Here is a 21,813-nt window from a genome sequence, read left to right on the forward strand (position 1 = left end):
AAGTGATTATCAATTTTTTATAGCTTTATTACATATAATTGTAAACCATATCAAAGCTATACTTAAAAGAACATGTGAAAGACCAGATATATGATTTAAACCTACAAAATCATGACCTAATACTTGAAATGTTCCCCTAATAGTAAATGTAACTACTAAGTATATTAATGAAATATTATAAAAAATACACCATTTTTTAAAATTTTTATTTTGGGATAACTTAAAGTTCTTCTCTAAAAGTAAAACTAAAATAAAAAATATAAATCCAAAAGTTAAGATATGAGTATGAATAATTGATAGTGATGTTTTTCCTTCAAATCCATTAATCTTTGTAAATTCCCTATAAAATACACCCATAGCTAGTCCTAAAATTAAATAAAAAGTTGCTAAGTTAAAATATTTTTTCATTTATACACCTCCCATATTGATAAAAATTATTTGTTAATATTAATTACAAATAATGATATAACTTTTAAAAAGTTTTTTCAACAGAAATAAAAGGGGATTTATATTATTTAAAGTAATTTTAATAATAAGATTACAATTAATAAATTAAAAATAAAGAGTAGTATATAGTCTAATAAATCATAAAAAATATAATAGATAAAAGATAAATACTTTATTATAAAATTTTATATATTTAATGTGAATTTTCAAAAAAAAGTTGTGATAATACTAAGATAAATATAAAATTTATCTTTATAATATGTATCTTAATAAAATATATTAAATTCATACACTTTATATGAATTTAAGTAGATCTTAAATTTGTTTAATCAACAATTAGTAAATATTTAATATTATAATTTTAAAACTCTTAAATTAAAATTTTTAATAGGAATATTATTTCATATAGTGGTCAACATATAAATGTAAAGAAAGCTATTAAGATTAAAAATGAGTAGCACTTTACAAAGGATCAATTTATAGAAGGAGGTAATCTTATGGGAAATGAAAGTTATAGAAAACAAAATAGTGATGGTAGCATATTAAAGTGGATAGGAAGATTTGTTTTAGTTGCCATAGTATTAGTAATAACATCATTTGTAACTCCAGGATTTTCAATACATGGACTATGGTCATTTTTATTAGCTGCTGTCGTAATATCAGTGTTAGATTATTTAGTAGAATTATTTATGGGTGTTGATGCATCACCATTTGGGAAAGGAATAAAAGGTTTTATAATAGCTGCAATAATAATATATTTAACTCAATTCTTAGTTCCAAACATGGGAGTTTCAATTATAGGAGCATTACTGGCTGCTGTAGTTATAGGAATAATAGATGCTGTAATTCCAAATAAAATTATGTAAAATTAAATTTAAATATTTTAATTAATAAAAACTGCTATTAATTTAATTAATGGCAGTTTTTATTATGATTTTTTGAATTACATCAATAAATTTTTGTAACCATAAAAAGTTTTAAAATATTTAATTGTTATATTTTAATAAAACACATAAAATCTTAAGATTTCTATATTAAGATAAACAGAAATTTAGAAATTAAGTTTATAATATAAATATGATTAGCTTGTGATTAAGAGCTTAAGGGGGTGATTTATTATGGTTAATCTAATGATACTAAGTGGTATAGTACTACTTACATGTATAATATCTAGTAAAATTTTCTATAAATGGGGTGTGCCTGTACTTTTAGTATTTATTATAATAGGAATGTTATTTGGATCTGATGGAATTGGTGGTATATATTTTGATAACTATAATATTACTTATTCTTTATCATCTATAGCGTTAGTATTTATAATGTTTTATGGTGGTTTTTGTACTGAATGGAAAAAAGCAAGGTCTGTAGCTATACCTTCAATTATGTTATCTACACTAGGTGTTATAATAACAGCAGGACTTACAGGATTGTTTTGTCATTTTGTATTAAAAACAAGTATATTTGAGGGTTTATTATTAGGATGTATTGTTGCTTCTACAGATGCTGCTTCAGTTATATCTATTCTTCGTTCAAGGAATTTAAAATTAAAAAATAATATTGATACATTAGTAGAGTTTGAAAGTGGTAGTAATGATCCAACGGCATACATGCTGACAAGTGTTATGTTAATTTTTATTACTAGTAATGAATCAGTAGGTATTGGTCTTTTAGGAATGATTTTTAAACAAATAGTTTTTGGAGTGACAGTAGGATTATTTCTATCAAAACTTGCAGTTTTTATATTAAGAAAAGTGGAATTTGAAATTGAGGGTTTATATCCTATTTTTACTATAACTGTAGCTATTTTAGCTTATTCAATAAGTGAATTCTTAGGTGGAAATGGTTATTTAAGTGTATTTATTGCTGGTATAGTAATGGGAAATTCAAAAATACCTCATAAGAAGAGTTTGAATCATTTTTTTGATGGATTATCATGGATAATGCAAATAATTTTATTTTTCATGTTAGGACTTTTAGCCTTTCCATCACAATTACCAAGCATAGCATTTGAGGGAATAGCTATTTCAATATTTTTAATATTAGTAGGCAGACCTATAGCAGTCTTTACTATATTAAGTTGGTTTAAAGTTCCAATTAAAGAGCAGATGTTTATATCTTGGGTTGGACTTAGAGGGGCAGGTTCATTAGTTTTTGCAATATATGCAATTACTAAGACCTCAGCTATTGAAAATGATATTTTTCATATTATATTTTTTATAGCATTATTCTCAGTAGCAATTCAGGGAACGTTAATACCTTGGTTTGCAAAGAAGCTAGATTTAATATGTTATGAAGATGATAACCATGAAGATAATATGAAAAATAATATAAAAGATTACATTTTTGAAGTTAAAGTTGGAGAAAATAATAAGGTTGTAAATAAAGCTATTATGGATTCAGAAATTCCAGATGAGATTTTAATTGTTATGATAAAAAGAGATAATAAAGTTGTTATTCCAAAAGGTTTTACAATAATTAAGCCTAATGATACTTTGGTTTTAACAAGTGAGAATAACGAAATTATGAATAGCTTTTTAGATGAAATAAGATAATAAAAAATGGGATACTTTTATTTAAAAGTATCCCATTTTTTTATTAATATTTGAAGTGTGTGATGTTATAATATTATGGATAAAAAATAGAATTAAAAGATAAGAATAAGTGAGGATTTTTTTATGAGCAAATATGCGATACTTGCAAATCCAGGTCATAATCGTATTTATTTTGATACAGCGCTTAAGATTGCAGTTTCAGAATTACAAGCAATTGCAGATGCTTATGATATGGAGATAAAGGAGATTGGAGAAGGGAATTTAGGTCTTCCAGCATCAATATGCTTTAGTACTAATAGAGAGCTTAAGGAAGAAGACTTTAAAGCATTAAGTTTTTCATCAATTTATTATGCCTTATTTGAAATAGTAGAGGGAAATCTTTTAAGACCTATTAGTGTCCCAGATTTTCATACATTCCCTGAAAGTATGGTTCAAATATTAAAATATAATGGAAAGACAAATGAGCAATTTACTAGACTTATGGTAAATTTAGCTTTAAGTGCTTGTAAAACAGGAAGTAAAAAGATAACTTTATTAGATCCTATGTGTGGTAAAGGTACAACTTTATATGAAGGATTCATAAGAGGGTTTGATGTTAAAGGAATAGAGATAAATGAGCAATGGACTCAAGAGATTCAAACTTATGTTGTTAGATTTTTAAAAGAAGGAAAGTTTAAGCATAAAGTTGAAAAATCTAAGGTGTCAGATTCTAAAAAGAAGAAAATAGCTAATGTGTTTAATTTAACTGCCGCAGCAGAAAAGAATGCTTTTAATTCAGGAGATGTTCAATCATTCCAGTTATTTAATTCAGATACTAGAAAAGCAGATCTTCTTATTAAGAAAAAATCTTGTGATATTATAATATCTGATTTACCTTATGGGGTTCAGCATGGAAGTAAGAATGATAGAAATTCTCTTATGGAAAGAAGTCCACTAGGGCTTTTAAAAGAAGCGATTCCAGCATGGCATAATGCATTAAAAACTAAAGGAAGTTTAGTACTTTCATACAATGAATTTACTATGAAATATGATGAGGTAGCTATTGCTTTAGAGGAAAATGGATTTAAAGTTCTTGATGAAACATCTTATCATAATTATTTACATAGAGTAGATCAATCAATAAATAGAAATTTAATAGTAGCTGTAAAAGCTTAAAAGTAGAGGATTACTAATTAAGTAATCCTTTATTTTTTACAAATTTAACTTAATTTTTATATAGTTTTTTTATATTGCTAATAGTATAATTTAAGGTAATAATTTGTAATATAAATAAGTTGGTTTAGGGGGAAAAATGAGGAAAAAGCTAATAATTACAGCTATAATAGGTTTAATATTAATTGGAGGAACAACTACAGGAATAGTTTTAAATAATAACTATTTTAAGGAAAAACAAGAGAGTGTTGCTGAAAAGGAAGAGCATATTAGTAGTGAAAAAGATCAAAATAATAAAGATGAAAAAGAAGAAAATAATACAGGCGATTTAGAAGAAAGCAAAGAAAATAATGAAAAAGATAGTTCTAATAAAGAAGATAGTAATAAAAAGCCAGAAGAACAAGAAGTAAATGATAAATATACAATATTCTATAAAGCTCGTGATGCTTATAATAGAGAAGATTTTGATGAAGCCATAAGATTATATGAAACCATAACAGATAAAGATGTTTTAGCCAAGGTTGAATATGAGAAAGATAGATTTTACTTTGCGAAAAAAATAAATGATGAGATAAATGAAGGACAAAAACTTTATGATTCAGGTAAATACTTTGAAGCGAAAGTATTTATGAGCAAGTTAATTAGAGGAAATTATATGTTACCTAATCAAGAAGCTAGAGCTAATAAAATATATGAAGAAGCTAGTTCAAAAGTTACAAAGGAAGAAGTGGAAAAGGTAAATGGAAAATTTACTTTTGAGAAGGCTGTTGAACTTGTAAAAAAAGAAATAGGAGATAATCCTAATAATACATATGAAAATTTTCAAGAATATACAGATATAAATGGGGCAAAGGTTTATCAAGTAATTGTTAAAAAGAATGGGGATAGTAATAACTCAGAACTTTTTGTGGTTAGCTCAGATGGAAGTGTTTTATCAGGATCTTAAAATAAGAATAAAAACTTTAAAATTTAGCAAATTATAATATATTCTATTATTAGTCAATATTTTAGAAGATTATAGCAATTTATCTTTAAAAAGCTTAAAATTTGTCATTATTATTAGACTATGATATTATATAAGCCTATAAGTAAATCCCTATATGTATAAATCAATATTTATACTAAGGAGAATTTAGTTAATGAACGGAGGATATGTATAATGGATAAATTACCAAATTGCCCTAAATGTAATTCAGAATACACTTATGAAGATGGAAGTCTTTTAGTTTGCCCAGAATGTGCTTATGAGTGGACTCCAGGAAGTGAAAATGCAGATGAGGATGTATTAGTAGTTAAAGACTCAAACGGAAATATACTTCAAGATGGAGATACTGTAACTATAATAAAAGACCTTAAAGTAAAAGGTGCTTCATCAGCTTTAAAAAAGGGTACAAAAGTTAAGAACATACGTCTAGTTGAAGGAGATCACAACATAGATTGTAAAATAGATGGATTTGGAGCTATGAGCTTAAAATCAGAATTCGTTAAAAAAATTTAATTAAACAGCAATAAGGAACATATTAGTATGTTCCTTTTTATTTTGGAATTTAACTAATATAATTAGGTTTAATTCTATTTAAGATTAAATAATTAATATTTAAGAAAAGGAATCAATTAATTATATTGATATATAATAAGAACATAATGATTTAATAAATTAATTAATACAATGTAATTTGAAAACGATAAATTAAGAAAAATCTATAAAATACTATCAAAAAGGTTTATTTGTAAACTAATTTTTGATACTATAGTAATTAAGAGTTTTTAAGTCTTTTTAAATTTATAATTTTAAGATAGGACATAGGGGGATGTGTTTATTTTAGCTTTATTAAATGGAGGTGTTTAAATGAAGTGGAGTAACATTTTAAAAGTGTTTAAGAGAGATGTGAAAGCAATAATAAAAAATCCGATAGCACTTTTAATAATAGGTGGAATATGCTTTATACCATCACTTTACGCATGGGTAAATATAGCGGCATGTTGGGATCCTTATGAAAATACTAGCAGCGTTCCCATTGCTGTAGTAAATAATGATAAAGGGGCTTCATTCAATGGGAAAGAAATGAACATAGGTAATGAAGTGATTGATGAATTAAAGAATAATCATGCCATTGGGTGGAAATTTGTTGATACGAAAAAAGCAGATAGGGGATTAATAGATGGTACCTATTATGCAATGATAGAGATTCCAGAAGATTTTTCTGAAGACTTAACTAGTGTTTTATCTGAAAATCCTACAAAGCCTGAAATAATATACAAGGTTAACACAAAAGCTAACCCTGTTGCAGGTAAAATAACAGGAGTTGCACAAAGTACTCTTGTAAATCAAATAACATCAAATTTTATAACTACTGTTAATGAGACAGCATTTTCTTCATTAAATGATTTAGGATATGATGTAGATAAAAATAAAGATAATATTATTAAGTTAAAAAATTCTATAATAGCTATAGATAAAAATATGAGTGCTATTAAAAATATGCTTAACAATATAAATAGTAACTCATCAAATTTAAGCACATATTTAAAAGAAGTTCAAAGTACCATGCCATCAATAACAAGTGGTTTAAATAATATATCTCAGAATGCTCAGAATACTGGTAGTTTAATAAATACTTCTAAAGAATCTTTAAATAGTACCTTTGATAATATAAGGTTAAACTTAAGTGAATCACAAACATCATTAGATAAGGTACAAAGTAATTTAGATGATTTATCTTCAATGGCTAATGATGCAAGTTCTGCTAAGATTAATGCACTAATAAGTAAATCTATTAATGAAATAGATAAAGTTGATAATAGTGTTACAGCTGTAATTAACTTTTTAGATGCTATTAATAAAAAAATTGCTAATGAAAAGATAGCTAATATGATAACTTCATTAAAAAATGTTCAAAATTCCTTAGCAGAAGAGAAAACTAAGCTTAATGATTTACAAAGCAAAGTTAATAGTGGTCAAAATGTAGATAAAGGACTTCTTAGTTCAATAAGTGATTTAACTAAGAAAATAGAAGGGCAAGTAGATAATTCTTTAAATAGATTTGATAATGATACAAGACCGGCTTTAAATACAATTGCTGATGGACTTGTTACTGCTACTAAAGGGGCATCAGATTTATTAGGAAAAGCAAATGGTTTAGTTGATCAAATAAATAATTTATTAAGTACAGCTAATCAAGGATCTCAGCTTGCAAATTCAACATCAGAAAAATTAAAAAATAGTTTAGAAGAATTTTCAGGTGTTATAAGTGAATTAAGTTCAAAACTTCAAGATGTTAGTGATGATGATCTTGGAAAAATAGTTGGAATACTACAAAGTAATCCAGAATTTATGGGAGATTTTATTGCAAATCCATTTAATATAGAGGTAGATGCAATATACAAAGTAGCTAACTATGGCTCAGGAATGGCGCCAATATATTCAGTATTAGCCCTATGGGTTGGTTCATTAATATTAATATCATTATTAAAAACAGAGTCAGCTGAATTTGAAGGTAGTGAGAATATAAATTTAAGAGAAAGACATTTTGGAAAGATGTTAACTTTCGTAAGCTTAGGAATACTACAAGGGTTCATAGTAGCCTTTGGGGATAAGTTCCTTTTAGGAGTTCAAACAGTAAATACAGCATTATTAATTTTTGTATCAATGTTTGCTTCAGCTGTGTTCACTATAATTGTATTTACGCTTATGTCTGTCTTTGGAAACCTAGGTAAAGCCTTAGCTATTATACTTATGGTTTTACAATTAGCAGGTAGTGGTGGATCATATCCTATACAAGTAGATCCATTATTCTTTAGAATAATTCAACCAACTTTCCCATTTACTTATGCTATATCAGGGTATAGGGAAGCTATAGCAGGACCTTTAGTAAGTACTGTGATTTTAGATTTTGCTATTTTAACCATAATGGGATTGGTATTTATACTTCTAGGATATTTATTAAAAGGACCTTTAAATCCTAGGGTTAGAAAATTTGAAGACATGTTTGAAGAATCTGGAATAGCAGAATAAGCTGTATTTTAAGAGGTGAATTATGAAGAAAATTTTTAAAGTCTTTCGAAGAGATTTAAGAAATATAAGGAAAAATCCAGCGGCTTTAGCAATAGTCATTGGTTTATGTATAATACCATCTCTTTATGCTTGGATTAACATTAAGGCATGTTGGGACCCTTATGTTAATACAGGGAATTTACCAGTTGCCGTTGTCAATAATGACAAGGGCGCTGAGGTAAATGGTAAAGAGATAAATGTAGGTAAGGAAGTAATTGATGAACTTAAAAAGAATGATGCTATAGGATGGCAGTTTGTAGATGCATGGCAAGGAAATTATGGATTAAATGAAGGTAAGTATTATGCAATGATTGAAATACCTTCAGATTTCTCAGAGGGATTAACAAGTTTAATTACAGGAAGTCCTCAAAAGCCGGATATAATTTATAAAGTAAATGAAAAATCTAATGCTATAGCAAACAAAATAACAAATGTTGCAAAGAATAAAGTTACAGATGAAATAAAATCTAACTTTGTTGATACTGTAAATAAAGAAGCTTTTGATATTTTAAATCAATTAGGTGGAAAGTTAGAAACTAATAAACCAGAAATATTAAAGGTGAGAGATACATTACAAAGTGCTAATAGTAGTTTAAAGGAAATTCAAGATTTTGTTCAAAAAGCTAATGGAGATTCAAAAAGTTTAAGTAGTTATCTTTCTAGTGTAAGAAATGATTTACCAAAGGTAACAGATCAAATAAATAATTTACAAACTACTGTTGAGGCAAGTAAAAGTTTAATAAATTCAACACAACAAACAGTTAACGCTGTATCAAATAGTTTTAGCAGTGATGTTGTAACAATGCAATCAACAAACCAGGAATTACAAAGTTTACTTTCAAAGCTTAAAGAATTAAATAATGCTATGGATACAACTAAGATGGTTGAAACTGTAGATAAGTTAGTAAAATTAACAGATTCATTAAATAAAAGTATAGATAATAATCTTAAAGCTTTAGAAAAAATAAATTCCGTAATACCAAATAATAAAATAGGCAATTTAATAAATAAGTTAAATACTGCAAAAGATTTAGTATCTAAAGAAAGAGAACAATTAGTTGCTTTAAAAACAGCATTATCAAACAATGAAAGTAAGGAAAATATAGCTAATGCTATAGAGTCTGTTTCTACAATAAGTACTGAAACAAGCTCAGCTTTAATAAATGTTTCAAATACTTTTTATAATGATGGAGCACCAGCTTTAAATACTATTGGAAATTCATTAAAAGGTGGATTAGATACAGCAAACTCAGTATTAGAAACAACAAAGGTAGTTGTTCCACAGTTAAATGCTTTAACTACTTTTGGTATAGCTAGTAGTGATGTAGCTAGTCAACAAGCTGATCAAGTAACAAGTAAACTTAGTGAGTTCCAAGATGCAATTAGTCAATTAATAGAAAAAACTTCAGGATTAACTGAGGAGAATTTAAATAACCTAATAGATTTAATGAGTAAGAATCCAGAAGAAATAGCATCATTTATATCCTCTCCTATAACAGTAAAAGAGGAGCAAGTTTATGATGCAGGAATATTTGGAGTAGGACTTACACCATTTTATACAACTTTAGCAATTTGGGTTGGTTCATTATTACTTACATCATTATTAACAGCAGAGTGTGAGGATTTTGAAGATGGAACAAAATTAAATCTTATCCAAAAGCATTTTGGTAAAATGTTATTATTCTTGACTATATCATTAATTCAAACAGTAATAGTAGTTTTAGGGGATATATATATATTAGGAGTAAATCCTGCAAATATGCCATTGATGTTTGGATTTGCAATAGTTAGTTCTATTGTATTTACGGTAATGATATTTACTTTAGTATCCTTATTTGGAAACATAGGTAAAGCAATAGCCATTGTTATAATGGTATTCCAAGTAGCAGGTGCTGGAGGAATTTATCCAATACAAACAAATCCAAAAATATTTGAGGTTCTACAACCTTTATGGCCATTTACTTATTCTATAGATGGATTTAGAGAAGCTATAGCTGGTCCAATATGGAATTCTGTATCTAAGGATATGAAAGCTTTAGGAATATTCTTATTAATATTCTTATTACTATGTATTCTTAAAAAGCCATTCCATAGACTTACTGAGTTTGTAGAGCATAAATTTAGAGAATCAGGATTATAAAATAAAGAAAAGAGTAAAGATTAAGTCTTTACTCTTTTTGTTTTATAAGAGATTCTTAAAATTATAATTAATAGAAATATGTGGTAAAATATAATGGGAAAATATTTCTTTGTGATGTGAGGGGTTTTATGGGAAGAAAAGAGAAAAATTTATATAAAGCAGTTGATATAAAGCATAAGGAAATTATTGATGTTAGAGAGATAGGGTATTATGCTACACCTCAATTTGTTGCAAGATATATAGGAAAAAGAATTATAGATATAAATGGTAAAGGGAAAACTTTATTTGATCCATGTTGTGGAAAAGAGGAGCTAACTGATTATTTTAGTGATTTAGGAATTAAAACCATAGGTATGGATTTAATAAAATATAAAAACAATTATAGATGTGAGTTTAAGAAAGGCAATTTTATAAATTATTATTGCTCTCAAAAAAATACAAAAACATGGGACTATGATTATTACATTGCTAATCCACCATATAATTGTCATGAGGTTAATTTTATAAAGGAGAATAAGGAGAGGCTTAAGAATTATTTCAATGAGGTTGGATTACATAATATGTACAGCATGTTCATGTCTGCCATAATAGATAAGGCAAAGAATGGGGCTGTTATTGGATTAATTACTAATGATTCATTTTTTACAGCGAAAAATCATAAGAGGCTTAGGAATAAAATTCTTAGGGAATGTTCTATACATGAAATAACCATGTGTCCTAGAGGCCTTTTTCATAATCAAGGGGCAGATGTTAGGACAAGCATACTTATTTTAAGAAAGGGAAAAGAGTATCAAGAAAAGATAGTTGTAAATAACAGGCCTAAATCCATAGAAGAATTTAAAGAGTTATTAAATGGGGTAAAAGGTAATGGTAATGAAAGGCTTTATAACTTACAAGAAATTGTATTGCAAAATAAAAAGGATAATTTAGAGTTTTTAATAGAATGTCCTGAAGATATACGGAGTTTATTTAATAATATTAGACTTGGAGAAAAGTTTAAATGCGTAACAGGGATCTCAACAGGTAATGATAAAGAGTTTTTATCTAAGGAAAAAAGCAATGAATTTACTATTCCTTTTTACAAAAATCCAGGAAAAGATAAGTTTTATACAGATAGAGTAATTTATCTACATAAAGATTTTTTAGAAATAGAAAAGATTAATAGAAATTTTAATGTTAGAAATAAAGAAGTTCTTTATAAAAGTGGTATAACCTGTTCATCTATGGGGGTTTCCTTTAATGCATGTATATTGCCTAAAAACTCCACCTTTGGAGTCAATCCTAATATAATATGTGAATCAGAAGAGGTTTGGTGGTTACTAGCTTATTTAAATTCATCCCTAGTAACTTATCTTGTTAGGGGAGCATTAATAAGAAGCAACATGATAACTTCAGGCTATGTATCTAGAATACCACTTTTAAGCTTTACTAAAAAGGAAAAAACTAAGCTTTCTCATTTAGCTAAAAGGGCTTATAAGTTAAGGAAACAAAATTCTAGTATAGAAACTGAGTTATGCCATATAGACAATATTGTTAATCATGTTGCTAAAATTTCAAATGAGTCTAAAGATTTAATTTCTAATTTCAAAAAGTACTTAGTTGAAGTTACTTAGTTTAATCTAATTTTATGTGACAGTACCCATTAGGATTCTTTTTAAGATATTTTTGATGATATTCTTCAGCTTTATAATAGTTTTCTAAGGGCTTAACCTCTGTCACTATTTTTTTTGAATAAGATTTTTGAAGTTCTTCTTTACTATTTAAAATCTCTTCTAAATCTGAAGGATCTACATAGTAAATGCCAGTTCTATATTGGCTACCAACATCATTGCCTTGTTTATTTAATGAGGTTGGATCTATTATTGTCCAAAACTTAGCTAATAATTCTTTAAGTGATATTATGTTTTCATCATAATTTACAAGACAAACTTCAGCAAAGTAAGTATTTTTAGTGCATATATCTTCATAAGTAGGATTTTCAGTACGTCCATTAGCATATCCAACTTCAGTGCTTACTACACCATTGATTCTAGAAAGAAATTCTTCTACACCCCAAAAACAACCACCTGCTAATATAATTTTTTTCATAACGAACCCTCCTTATAAGTTTTAGCTTTCCTATTTATAAAATAATTATGATTATTTAGCACAAACTTTTTTTATTATTTTTGCTGGATTTCCACCTACTACTACATTGTCAGGGACATCCTTAGTTACAACGGCTCCAGAGGCTACCACTACATTATTTCCTATAGTTACACCTGGATTTATTGTAGCATGTCCTCCAATCCAAACATTATTACCTATGGTTACAGGCTTACCAAATTCATAGTTTAGCCTTTCAATAGGATCAATTGGATGAGTAGCTGTATAAATGTGAACTCCAGGGGCAAAGAAACAATTTTCTCCTATGGTAATTTTACAAACATCAAGCATTACACAATCAAAATTTGCGTAAAAGTTATTACCTACTGATATATTATAACCATAATCACATTTGAAGTTAGGTTCCATATATATGCTTTCACCTGTTGAACCTAAAAGTTCTTTTAATATACTACTTCTTTCTTTAAAAGTTTTATCAGCTTTCTCTTCATTATCAGGTAAGTCTAATTTATTAAATTTCTGAAATAAAATTCTAGCTCTAATTCTACCTTTAGTTAATTCTGGGTCAGCAGGGTTATAAGGCAGACCTAATATCATTTTTTCTTTTTCTGTCATAGCCATAAAAAATCCTCCAATATTTATTCTCACAATTATTTTATCAGTAACATATATATATTTCATCAGATTAGTTATAGAAATAGTTAAAATTTCATATAATGAATAGCTAATATTATATTTTTGAGGTGTTAAGTTATGTTTGATCCTAAAATGTTAAGCGTTGAATTTAGAAATGGAATTACAGATGAAAAACCAATAGAGGGAAGAAAGTACACATTAACTCATAATGATGATACTGGAGAGTTATTTCTTACAGTAGCTTTAGCATATGCTTATGACAAAATAAACTCATCAGCGAGAGATGAAGTTTTTGGAGTTTGGAAAAGAGGAAACAATAGATTTATCTTAAAAATATACTTATATGTTGATGGAAATCAAGGAAGAGAAGAGGCCATAAAGAGAGATAGAATATTTAGAAAAGAGTTACCTTTAGCACTAGCTGCTATAGCATATGGAGATAGAAAGTTTTTAGATGATAATGATGATTTATTAAATAGCAATATAATAGTGAGATTTATATCTGCTTATGAAGAGCTTAATAAGATTGAAAACTATGGAACACTTAAGGATTATATTAATAATCGCATGGAAAATACACCAAACAATAATAACAATATTTATATGGAAGAGAGTATTTTAAATGATAATGATCCTTTAGTAAATAATTTTATAATCACTTTATTAAATCCATATATTAAAGCTGAAATAACAAAGTTATATAAAAGTGATATGTATTATTGTTTAAAAGATGTGGAAGTATTAGAAGTATTTAAGGCTAAGGCAGATAATGAGTGTGAATTTAACTATAAGATTTATGTTGGAGTTAAGGTAGGAACTATGCAACCTGCATATAATAACCTTATAATTGAGTTTTTAGTAACTCCAAATGCAGTAAGCACTTTAAGTGTAAAAAATCCAAGGTAAATAAAAAAGAGATTGTTTTTAAGACAATCTCTTTTACTTATTTAGAACAATAAGTGTGCTACAAGTGCAATAACTGGTAGAGTAACTAGTGTTCTCATTAAGAAAATCATAAATAATTCTTTTAAGTTTAGTGGTATTTTTGATCCTAAAATAACACTTCCAACTTCTGATAAGTATATAAGTTGAGTTACTGATACACAAGCAACTACAAATTTAGTCATATCACTTAAAATAGTTTTTGATGCTATAACTGATGGTAAGAACATATCTGCAAATCCAACTATAACAGTTTGAGAAGCAGCGGAAGCTTCAGGAATTCCTAAAATCTTAAATAAAGGAATGAAAGGAACACCAAGCCATTGGAATACAGGAGTGTACTCAGCTATCATAAGAGCTAATGTACCCATTGCCATAACTACAGGTAAAACTCCTATCCACATTTCAAGTACGTTTTTAATTCCATCAGCAAAGAATTTTTTTAAGCTACTTTCATTTTGGGCTTTTTCAACTGCTTTAAAAACTCCAAAAGTGAAAGGAGTAAATCCTTCAGGAACATCTTCTACATTCTTAGGTTCTGCATTGTTGAAATAAGCATCAGGTTTTTTGCTAAGAGGCCAAACTCTTGGAAGAATTATAGCGGCAACTATTCCAGCAAAAGTAACAGTTAAATAGAATGGAATAAACATATTCTCTAATCCAACCTGTGATAAAACAACAAAGCTAAAAGTTATTGAAACAACTGAGAACATTGTACTAACTATACAAGCTTCTCTCTCAGTATAAAATCCTTCTTCATATTGTTTTGAAGTAAGTAATACCCCAATAGTTCCATCACCTAACCAAGAAGTCATACAGTCTATTGATGAACGGCCAGGTAGTTTAAATAATGGTCTCATTATCTTAGTCAGTAAGGCACCACAGAATTCTAATAAACCAAAGTTTAAAAGAAGTGGTAAGAATAATCCTGCAAAGAAGAATACTACTATAAGTGTTGGTAGTAGATCATTTAATATAAACGCCCCAGTTAAATCAGACTTTATTATTTCAGGTCCAAATCTAGTAAATGCTGATATTATAAATAATCCACCTAAGATTCTTCCAATTGTCCAAATCCAATTAACATTTAATAATGAATTTAAAAAATTATTTTCTATTATAAATTTTGGCTTAAATGCTTTAGTTATTATTGTTAATGAAGCAGCTATTACAACAACTATCATTGATAAAGTAGGTAAATAATCACCTATTAAATCTTTAAGTCTAGTTGTGAAAAAGGCTACTGGTATTGTTATATTTCCACCATCATTTATAGGAACCATAAATAAAATTACTCCTAATAAAGATGGAATTATAAACTTTAATAAATCAGACGATTTATATTTAGTTTTCAATTTTAGTCCCCCTTTTTAATAAACAAATCAATTAGTACAAAGCCTATTATACACAATAAAATGTATAAAATCAATGAAAAATTGCATAAAAATAATGAATAATGTATAAATATTCAATAAATTAAGGTTTATATACATAATTTTATAAAGTTAAATAAATTTATCAAATAGGTAACTTTAGTTACCGAGTTACTTAAAAACCCTGTGTATAATCTTAGATGTAAGGTGACTAGGAAAGTTACTAATAAAAAAGAATCTTAAAAGAATTTTACATAAAGAAATAAAGAACATGGAGGAATTTAAAATGAGTATGTTTTGTTTTCAATGTCAAGAAACAGCAGGATGCAAAGGCTGTACTGTAAGAGGTGTTTGTGGAAAAACTGAAGATGTAGCAAAAATACAAGACCTTTTAATTTTTGTTACTAAAGGATTAGCTACAGTAGCTAATGAAGGAAGAAAAGTAGGAATAGTAGATAAAAAAATAAACAGAATGATAATAGATAACCTATTTATTACTATTACTAATGCAAACTTTGATTTTAAAGCAATAGAAAAAAGAGTTAAAGATACTTTAGTAGCAAGAGAAGAGCTAAAAGAAAGAGTACAAGCTAAGGGTGGAAATCCAGTTGGATCAGACTTCAAAGGATGTGCAACTTGGACAGCTACAACTAGTGAGGAAATGATGGAAAAAGCTTCACAAGTAGGAGTTTTAGCTACAGAAAATGAAGATATAAGAAGTTTAAGAGAGCTTATTATGTATGGATTAAAAGGATTAGCAGCATACATGGAGCATGCTATGAATTTAGGACATGATAAAGAAGAAGTTCATGCATTTATGGCAGAAACTTTAGTTAAAATATTAGATGATTCATTAAGTGCAGATGAATTAACAGCTTTAGCATTAGAAACAGGAAAATTCGGTGTTGATGGAATGGCATTATTAGATGAAGCTAACACTTCAACTTACGGTCATCCAGAAATAACAAAAGTTAATATAGGAGTTAGAAATAACCCAGGAATATTAATATCAGGACATGATTTAAAAGACTTAGAAATGCTATTAGAACAAACAGAAGGAACTGGAGTAGATGTTTATACTCATGGTGAAATGTTACCAGGACACTACTATCCAAAATTCAAGAAATATTCTCACTTTGCAGGAAACTATGGTAATGCATGGTGGTTACAAAATAAAGAATTCGCATCATTTAATGGACCAATATTAATGACAACAAACTGTATAACACCAGTTCAAGACTCATATAGAGGAAGAATATTCACAACAGGTGCTGTAGGATATGAAGGATGTATTCATATAACAGCTGATGAAAATGGACACAAAGATTTCTCACAAATAATAGAGTTAGCTAAGACTTGCAAAGCTCCAACAGAGATTGAAACAGGGGAAATCGTAGGTGGATTTGCTCATAACCAAGTACTTGCTTTAGCTGACCAAGTAGTTGATGCTGTTAAATCAGGTGCAATAAGAAGATTCTTCGTAATGGCTGGATGTGATGGAAGAGCTAAATCAAGAGATTACTATAGAGAATTTGCTGAAAAATTACCAAAAGACACTGTTATATTAACAGCTGGATGTGCTAAATATAAATATAATAAATTACCACTTGGAGATATCAATGGAATTCCAAGAGTTTTAGATGCAGGACAATGTAATGATTCATACTCATTAGTTGTAATAGCTTTAAAACTTGCTGAAGTATTTGGAACAGATAGTGTAAATGAATTACCAATAAGCTACAACATAGCATGGTATGAACAAAAAGCTGTAATAGTATTATTATCATTATTACACTTAGGTGTTAAAAACATTCACTTAGGACCAACTTTACCAGCATTCTTATCACCAAACGTAGCTAAAGTTTTAGTTGAGAACTTTGGAATTGGTGGAATTACAAATGTAGAAGATGATATGAAAATGTTCTTAGGAGAATAATAGTAAATAATATATAGAATTTGGATATATTATTAATTATATAAATGAAGACTAACACAGCTGTGTTAGTCTTTATTTATATTGTTTGAATTATTAATTGAGTTATTTGATTGAGCTCTTAAATTATCAAAATAGGAAAAGCTAGCAGAGTATACAACTATGTTAGAACCTAAGGCAATAAGAAAATCACCTAAAACATTGAGTTCATCAGCATTATATCTAGTAGAGTAATCTTTTGCTATTAAAATACAAAGAAGATTCAGTTGGTCAGGAGGTAAGTTAAATAGTTCCATAAAATTAACTCCTAATTTAATATATATAATCAGTATATAAAAAAACTCCCTTATTGATATTAATAAGGGAGTTTAATTTATAATTTAAAGCTATATTTGTGTAGCGTGAAGTACAAAATATACTAAAAAGATTGCTGATATAACGTACATAGGGATAGATACATCTTTATACTTCTTTGTTGCTAACTTACAAATAGGATAAGCTATAAATCCAAAAGCAATACCATCAACTATACTAAATGTTAAAGGTATTATAGTTAAAGTAAGGAATGCTGGGAATGATTCAGTGAAGTCTTCAAAGTTTATTGAAACTATATTTTGAATCATTAAGCCTCCAATTATTATTAAGACTGGAGCTATTGCTGAGTTTGGAATAAGTGATATAACTGGTATAAAGAAGATTGATATTAAAAATAAAAATCCTGTAAATATAGAAGTTAATCCTGTTTTACCACCTGCTGCTATTCCTGCACTACCTTCTACAGTTGAAACTGAAGGACTAGTACCACAGATACCACAAATTATAGTAGTAAAGGCAACAGCGTTAAGAGCTCTTTGTCTTTTACTTGGTTGTTTTAACATACCATCAATTTGTCCATGAAGTAAACCAATGTTTTCAAATACTAGGACTAAAGTTAGTGAGAAGGTTGCAATCCAAAATGAAATTGAAGTTATTCCACTAAAATTAGCTGATAAGAAAACTTGTTTATATTCACTGAAATTAGGTAATGAGAATTGAAAATTTGATAAATCAACAATTCCAAATAACATTGATATAATTGTTCCAGATAAAATTCCTATTAAGAATGAACCTGGTACATCTTTTATAAATAAAACTAGCATTAGTATCATAGTTATGAAGAATACTATAACTTCTTTAGATGAAATATCACCTAATTTAACAAGTGTTGAGGCATCTCCTACTATTAAGCCAGCCTTTTGTAATCCTAAGAAAGTAATAAAAATACCAATTCCAACTGTTATTGCTTCTTTTAATGAGGTTGGTATTGAACTAGTTAACATATCTGCTAAAGGTGTAACCGCTACCACAATAAACAAAATACCAGCTACTATAACAGCTGCTAAAGCTTGTTGGAATGTAAGTCCCATAGTATTTACTATGGTATAAGTAAATAGTGCATTAATACCCATACCAGGCATTATAATAAGAGGAGCATTACTTAAAAGTGCAACTAGTACACATCCAATTAATGATGCTAATACTGTAGCTATTATAAGTGGTTCCATAGATACTCCACCATCACTAAGTATGCTAGCATTTACTACAATTATATAAACTGCAGCAAAAAATGAGGTAAGACCAGCAAGTAATTCTGTTCTTATATTTGTTTCATGTTCTTTAAGTTTAAAAAAGTTATTCATCCTTTCTCCTTTTCAAAAATATCTCCCTCACCCTCCCACATCTATTGATGCAAATGTTATTATATCATATGTTAAACGTTTAATAAAGGTTTTTTAAATAAAGGTTTACAGAAAAAAACTTGACATATTAGCAAAAAACATAATAAATGTTTTATTAAGGATTTATTTATAAGAAGGGAATTTTTATGAAAAAAACAGTTTTAATAACAGGGGCTACTAGTGGAATTGGATATGAATTTTCAAAAATATTTATGGAAAATCATTATAATGTAATATTGGTAGGAAGAAATTTAGAAAAATTAATAGAGTTAGAAGAGTTTTCAAAGAAAAAATATGTAAGTGCTTACATATATAAAGTTGATTTTAGTTTAAGTGAAGACATAGATATCTTATATGAGAAAATTAAAACTGAGGTAGGAAGAGTAGATATATTAATAAATAATGCTGGTATAGGATTAAATGGAGAATTTAATGAAATAGATTGGCAAAAGCAATTAGATATAATCAATGTAAATATTATAAGTTTAACCAAATTAACTAAGCTTATTTTAAAAGATATGCTAGATCAAAAGGAAGGGAGAATTTTAAATGTTGCTTCTACTGGAGCATATCAACCAGGCCCATTAATATCAGTTTATTACGCTAGTAAAGCATATGTTTTATCATTTTCTCAGGCATTAAGAGAAGAAGTTAAGGATAAAGGAATTAATGTGGTTACCCTTTGCCCGGGAGCTACTAAGACGAACTTTTCTAAGAGAGCTGGAAAGGGAGATTTAGATGTAGCAATGAGTGCCAAAGAAGTGGCTGAATATGGTTATAAGGCTTTGATGAACAATAAGGCAATATGTATTCCTGGGATTATGAATAAGGTATTAGTATTTTTATCTAAAGTGTCTCCCACGACTTTAAATGCAAAGATAGTAAAGAAAATACAAAATAAAGCTATAAGTAAAAAATAATTGAGAATAATAAGCTTATAAATAATTAAATTTAAAATAAAGTTTTTAAGGAGGAAATTATTTATGAGTAATGAAAAATTATTCCCAACAACATTTCCAGTTCAAAATCAAAGTATTCATCCTGGAGTAGAGGATGAAATGAATCCACTACCAATATATGATTTACCACAGTATATAAATGATGGAAAAAGACTTAAGAATAAGGTAGCCATAATAACAGGTGGAGACAGTGGAATAGGAAGAGCTGTAGCCTTAGCTTATGCAAGAGAAGGGGCTAAAGTTTGTATAATATATCTATCAGATGAAGAGGATAAGGATGCTAATAAGACTAAGGAACTTATAGAAAGTGCTGGTTCTGAGGCTTTAGTTATAAAAGGAAATATTTCTGATATTAATTTCTGCACTTCAAGTGTAAAGAAGGTCATTGAAAAGTGGGGAAAACTTGATATATTAGTTAACAATGCGGCAGTTCAACATGATTCTAAAACTTTAGATGATATTGGACCAGAGCAAATAGAAAATACTTTTAAAATAAATGTTTTTGGAACTTTCTATATGACAAAGGCAGCAGTTAAATACATGGAATGTGGAAGTTCAATAATAAATACCACTTCTATTACAGCTTATAGAGGAAATGAGATACTTTTTGATTATTCATGTACTAAGGGTGCTTTAACCACAATGACAAGAACCTTAGCAACGATGCTAGTTAAGAATGGAATTAGAGTTAATGCTGTGGCACCAGGACCTATATGGACACCTCTTATACCATCTTCAATGAATAAAAAGAAAGTTTCTGAATTTGGAGTTAATTCACCTATGGGAAGAGCAGGGCAACCAGTAGAGCTTGCTGGAGCTTATGTTTTCTTAGCTTGTAATGAAGCATCATACATATCAGGTATAACAATACACGTAAATGGTGGAGAAATTATAAATGGGTAGTTTCATGATTTAACGTATTAGAATATAATATACTTATGATTTAATGGAAAAATAATTTTTATAAATAAAAAGGGGGAAACCTACAAATGAGAAAAGCATTAAAAGATAGTAAAAGAATAGTTGTTAAGGTTGGAACTTCTACATTAACTTATGAAAATGGAAGTGTAAACTTAATGAGAATAGAAAAATTATCTAGAGTAATTTCAGATATATGTAATATGGGAAAAGAAGTTGTTCTTGTTTCATCAGGAGCAATTGGAGTTGGAGTTGGAAAACTTAGACTTGAGAAAAAACCAGAGACTATAAGAGAAAAGCAAGCTGTAGCTGCTGTTGGACAGTGTGCTTTAATGCATATATATAATAAATTTTTCGGAGAATATAGTCATGTTGTGGCACAAGTTCTTTTAACTAGAGATGTACTAGAAAATGAAAGAATGAAAAATAACGTATGTAATACATTTGATACTTTATTAGAAAAAGGAATTATACCTATAGTTAATGAGAATGATGCTATATCAATAGATGAGATACAAAACATATTAAACTTTGGAGATAATGATAATCTTTCAGCTATAGTTTCTACTTTAGTAAATGCAGATACTTTAATAATATTATCTGATATAGATGGTTTCTACGATTCAGATCCAAGAACTAATGAGGATAGTAAGATGCTTAAAGAAGTTTATGAAATAACTCCTGAAATAGAAGAATGTGCAGGGGGAGCTGGAAGTAATAGAGGAACAGGCGGAATGGTAACTAAGCTTTCAGCAGCTAAGGTAGCAACAAGTAATGGAATAGATATGATTTTAGCTAATGGAGAAAATCCAGAAATATTAATTGACATATTAAATGGTGAAGATATAGGAACTATGTTTGTAGCTAAGAAGGGGGAATAAAA

Annotated in this window: 19 protein-coding genes; 13 read left to right on the forward strand and 6 right to left on the reverse strand. The window is 28.1% G+C overall.

Features of this window, described 5'->3' with window-relative positions; translation table 11 throughout:
• Positions 1–9: 9 nt before the first annotated feature.
• Entirely contained in the window at positions 10–408 is a 399-nt protein-coding gene (locus I6G60_RS02010) for a DUF2871 domain-containing protein (RefSeq protein WP_003456879.1), read from the reverse strand.
• Positions 409–944: 536 nt separating this feature from the next.
• Between I6G60_RS02010 and I6G60_RS02015 the strand changes: the two genes are divergently transcribed.
• The 8 genes from I6G60_RS02015 to I6G60_RS02050 all read left to right on the forward strand — a co-directional run bounded on the left by I6G60_RS02015 (position 945) and on the right by I6G60_RS02050 (position 11,958).
• Entirely contained in the window at positions 945–1,313 is a 369-nt protein-coding gene (locus I6G60_RS02015) for a phage holin family protein (protein WP_003456828.1), read from the forward strand.
• A gap of 252 nt (positions 1,314–1,565) precedes the next feature.
• A complete protein-coding gene (locus tag I6G60_RS02020) occupies positions 1,566–2,999 on the forward strand; it encodes a potassium/proton antiporter (RefSeq protein ID WP_003482523.1) in 1,434 nt (477 codons plus the stop codon).
• A 123-nt stretch (positions 3,000–3,122) separates the two neighbouring features.
• A complete protein-coding gene (locus I6G60_RS02025; protein WP_003456679.1) occupies positions 3,123–4,154 on the forward strand; it encodes a TRM11 family SAM-dependent methyltransferase in 1,032 nt (343 codons plus the stop codon).
• 136 nt (positions 4,155–4,290) lie between these two features.
• Complete coding sequence (locus I6G60_RS02030) at positions 4,291–5,097, forward strand: hypothetical protein (RefSeq protein ID WP_003456862.1); 807 nt, start codon at positions 4,291–4,293, stop codon at positions 5,095–5,097.
• Between the two features lie 213 nt (positions 5,098–5,310).
• Positions 5,311–5,649, forward strand: a complete 339-nt coding sequence (locus I6G60_RS02035) for a zinc ribbon domain-containing protein YjdM (protein ID WP_003456718.1) — start codon at positions 5,311–5,313, stop codon at positions 5,647–5,649.
• 351 nt (positions 5,650–6,000) lie between these two features.
• Positions 6,001–8,166 carry a YhgE/Pip domain-containing protein gene (locus I6G60_RS02040; protein WP_011591179.1) on the forward strand — a complete coding sequence of 722 codons (2,166 nt, stop codon included), beginning with the start codon at positions 6,001–6,003 and terminating at the stop codon, positions 8,164–8,166.
• A 22-nt stretch (positions 8,167–8,188) separates the two neighbouring features.
• Complete coding sequence (locus I6G60_RS02045; protein ID WP_004455719.1) at positions 8,189–10,345, forward strand: YhgE/Pip family protein; 2,157 nt, start codon at positions 8,189–8,191, stop codon at positions 10,343–10,345.
• A 128-nt stretch (positions 10,346–10,473) separates the two neighbouring features.
• Entirely contained in the window at positions 10,474–11,958 is a 1,485-nt protein-coding gene (locus I6G60_RS02050; RefSeq protein WP_197925561.1) for an N-6 DNA methylase, read from the forward strand.
• A 1-nt stretch (position 11,959) separates the two neighbouring features.
• On the opposite strand, the gene msrA is transcribed toward I6G60_RS02050, so the two are convergent.
• Both msrA and I6G60_RS02060 read right to left on the reverse strand, forming a co-directional pair.
• Positions 11,960–12,433 carry a peptide-methionine (S)-S-oxide reductase MsrA gene (gene msrA, locus I6G60_RS02055; protein WP_003479367.1) on the reverse strand — a complete coding sequence of 158 codons (474 nt, stop codon included), beginning with the start codon at positions 12,431–12,433 and terminating at the stop codon, positions 11,960–11,962.
• 51 nt (positions 12,434–12,484) lie between these two features.
• Positions 12,485–13,072, reverse strand: coding sequence for a sugar O-acetyltransferase (locus I6G60_RS02060; RefSeq protein ID WP_011591177.1), 588 nt, complete (start codon positions 13,070–13,072; stop codon positions 12,485–12,487).
• A gap of 132 nt (positions 13,073–13,204) precedes the next feature.
• On the opposite strand from I6G60_RS02060, the gene I6G60_RS02065 reads away from it, so the two are divergent.
• Complete coding sequence (locus I6G60_RS02065; protein WP_003479364.1) at positions 13,205–13,993, forward strand: staygreen family protein; 789 nt, start codon at positions 13,205–13,207, stop codon at positions 13,991–13,993.
• 41 nt (positions 13,994–14,034) lie between these two features.
• Here the strand turns inward: I6G60_RS02065 and I6G60_RS02070 are convergent, their stop codons facing one another.
• A complete protein-coding gene (locus I6G60_RS02070; protein ID WP_011591176.1) occupies positions 14,035–15,384 on the reverse strand; it encodes a YjiH family protein in 1,350 nt (449 codons plus the stop codon).
• A 304-nt stretch (positions 15,385–15,688) separates the two neighbouring features.
• On the opposite strand from I6G60_RS02070, the gene hcp reads away from it, so the two are divergent.
• Positions 15,689–17,338 (forward strand): hydroxylamine reductase, encoded by a 1,650-nt coding sequence (hcp, locus tag I6G60_RS02075; protein WP_041702734.1) that lies wholly within the window; start codon positions 15,689–15,691, stop codon positions 17,336–17,338.
• A 65-nt stretch (positions 17,339–17,403) separates the two neighbouring features.
• On the opposite strand, the gene I6G60_RS02080 is transcribed toward hcp, so the two are convergent.
• The gene (locus tag I6G60_RS02080) at positions 17,404–17,631 is read right to left on the reverse strand and encodes a hypothetical protein (protein WP_003450671.1); all 228 of its coding nucleotides are present in this window, start codon (positions 17,629–17,631) and stop codon (positions 17,404–17,406) included.
• A 90-nt stretch (positions 17,632–17,721) separates the two neighbouring features.
• Positions 17,722–19,014, reverse strand: a complete 1,293-nt coding sequence (locus tag I6G60_RS02085; RefSeq protein ID WP_003450694.1) for an NCS2 family permease — start codon at positions 19,012–19,014, stop codon at positions 17,722–17,724.
• A 185-nt stretch (positions 19,015–19,199) separates the two neighbouring features.
• Here I6G60_RS02085 and I6G60_RS02090 point away from each other — a divergent pair, with 185 nt between their 5' ends.
• The 3 genes from I6G60_RS02090 to proB all read left to right on the forward strand — a co-directional run bounded on the left by I6G60_RS02090 (position 19,200) and on the right by proB (position 21,811).
• Positions 19,200–19,973 (forward strand): SDR family NAD(P)-dependent oxidoreductase, encoded by a 774-nt coding sequence (locus tag I6G60_RS02090; RefSeq protein ID WP_011591174.1) that lies wholly within the window; start codon positions 19,200–19,202, stop codon positions 19,971–19,973.
• A gap of 63 nt (positions 19,974–20,036) precedes the next feature.
• A complete protein-coding gene (locus I6G60_RS02095; protein ID WP_011591173.1) occupies positions 20,037–20,915 on the forward strand; it encodes an SDR family oxidoreductase in 879 nt (292 codons plus the stop codon).
• An 86-nt stretch (positions 20,916–21,001) separates the two neighbouring features.
• Positions 21,002–21,811 (forward strand): glutamate 5-kinase, encoded by an 810-nt coding sequence (gene proB, locus I6G60_RS02100; protein WP_003450599.1) that lies wholly within the window; start codon positions 21,002–21,004, stop codon positions 21,809–21,811.
• Positions 21,812–21,813: the final 2 nt, after the last annotated feature.

The sequence above is a fragment of the Clostridium perfringens genome, from assembly GCF_016027375.1.
Lineage (GTDB): Bacteria > Bacillota > Clostridia > Clostridiales > Clostridiaceae > Sarcina > Sarcina perfringens.

Coding starts and splice junctions, on each gene's coding strand:
- I6G60_RS02050 (WP_197925561.1), top strand. CDS start 10,474: ATGGGAAGAAAAGAGAAAAATTTATATAAAGCAGTTGATATAAAGCAT.
- msrA (WP_003479367.1), bottom strand. CDS start 12,433: ATGAAAAAAATTATATTAGCAGGTGGTTGTTTTTGGGGTGTAGAAGAA.
- I6G60_RS02025 (WP_003456679.1), top strand. CDS start 3,123: ATGAGCAAATATGCGATACTTGCAAATCCAGGTCATAATCGTATTTAT.
- I6G60_RS02010 (WP_003456879.1), bottom strand. CDS start 408: ATGAAAAAATATTTTAACTTAGCAACTTTTTATTTAATTTTAGGACTA.
- I6G60_RS02035 (WP_003456718.1), top strand. CDS start 5,311: ATGGATAAATTACCAAATTGCCCTAAATGTAATTCAGAATACACTTAT.
- proB (WP_003450599.1), top strand. CDS start 21,002: ATGAGAAAAGCATTAAAAGATAGTAAAAGAATAGTTGTTAAGGTTGGA.
- I6G60_RS02040 (WP_011591179.1), top strand. CDS start 6,001: ATGAAGTGGAGTAACATTTTAAAAGTGTTTAAGAGAGATGTGAAAGCA.
- I6G60_RS02090 (WP_011591174.1), top strand. CDS start 19,200: ATGAAAAAAACAGTTTTAATAACAGGGGCTACTAGTGGAATTGGATAT.
- I6G60_RS02095 (WP_011591173.1), top strand. CDS start 20,037: ATGAGTAATGAAAAATTATTCCCAACAACATTTCCAGTTCAAAATCAA.
- I6G60_RS02065 (WP_003479364.1), top strand. CDS start 13,205: ATGTTTGATCCTAAAATGTTAAGCGTTGAATTTAGAAATGGAATTACA.
- hcp (WP_041702734.1), top strand. CDS start 15,689: ATGAGTATGTTTTGTTTTCAATGTCAAGAAACAGCAGGATGCAAAGGC.
- I6G60_RS02085 (WP_003450694.1), bottom strand. CDS start 19,014: ATGAATAACTTTTTTAAACTTAAAGAACATGAAACAAATATAAGAACA.
- I6G60_RS02060 (WP_011591177.1), bottom strand. CDS start 13,072: ATGGCTATGACAGAAAAAGAAAAAATGATATTAGGTCTGCCTTATAAC.
- I6G60_RS02045 (WP_004455719.1), top strand. CDS start 8,189: ATGAAGAAAATTTTTAAAGTCTTTCGAAGAGATTTAAGAAATATAAGG.
- I6G60_RS02015 (WP_003456828.1), top strand. CDS start 945: ATGGGAAATGAAAGTTATAGAAAACAAAATAGTGATGGTAGCATATTA.
- I6G60_RS02030 (WP_003456862.1), top strand. CDS start 4,291: ATGAGGAAAAAGCTAATAATTACAGCTATAATAGGTTTAATATTAATT.
- I6G60_RS02080 (WP_003450671.1), bottom strand. CDS start 17,631: ATGGAACTATTTAACTTACCTCCTGACCAACTGAATCTTCTTTGTATT.
- I6G60_RS02020 (WP_003482523.1), top strand. CDS start 1,566: ATGGTTAATCTAATGATACTAAGTGGTATAGTACTACTTACATGTATA.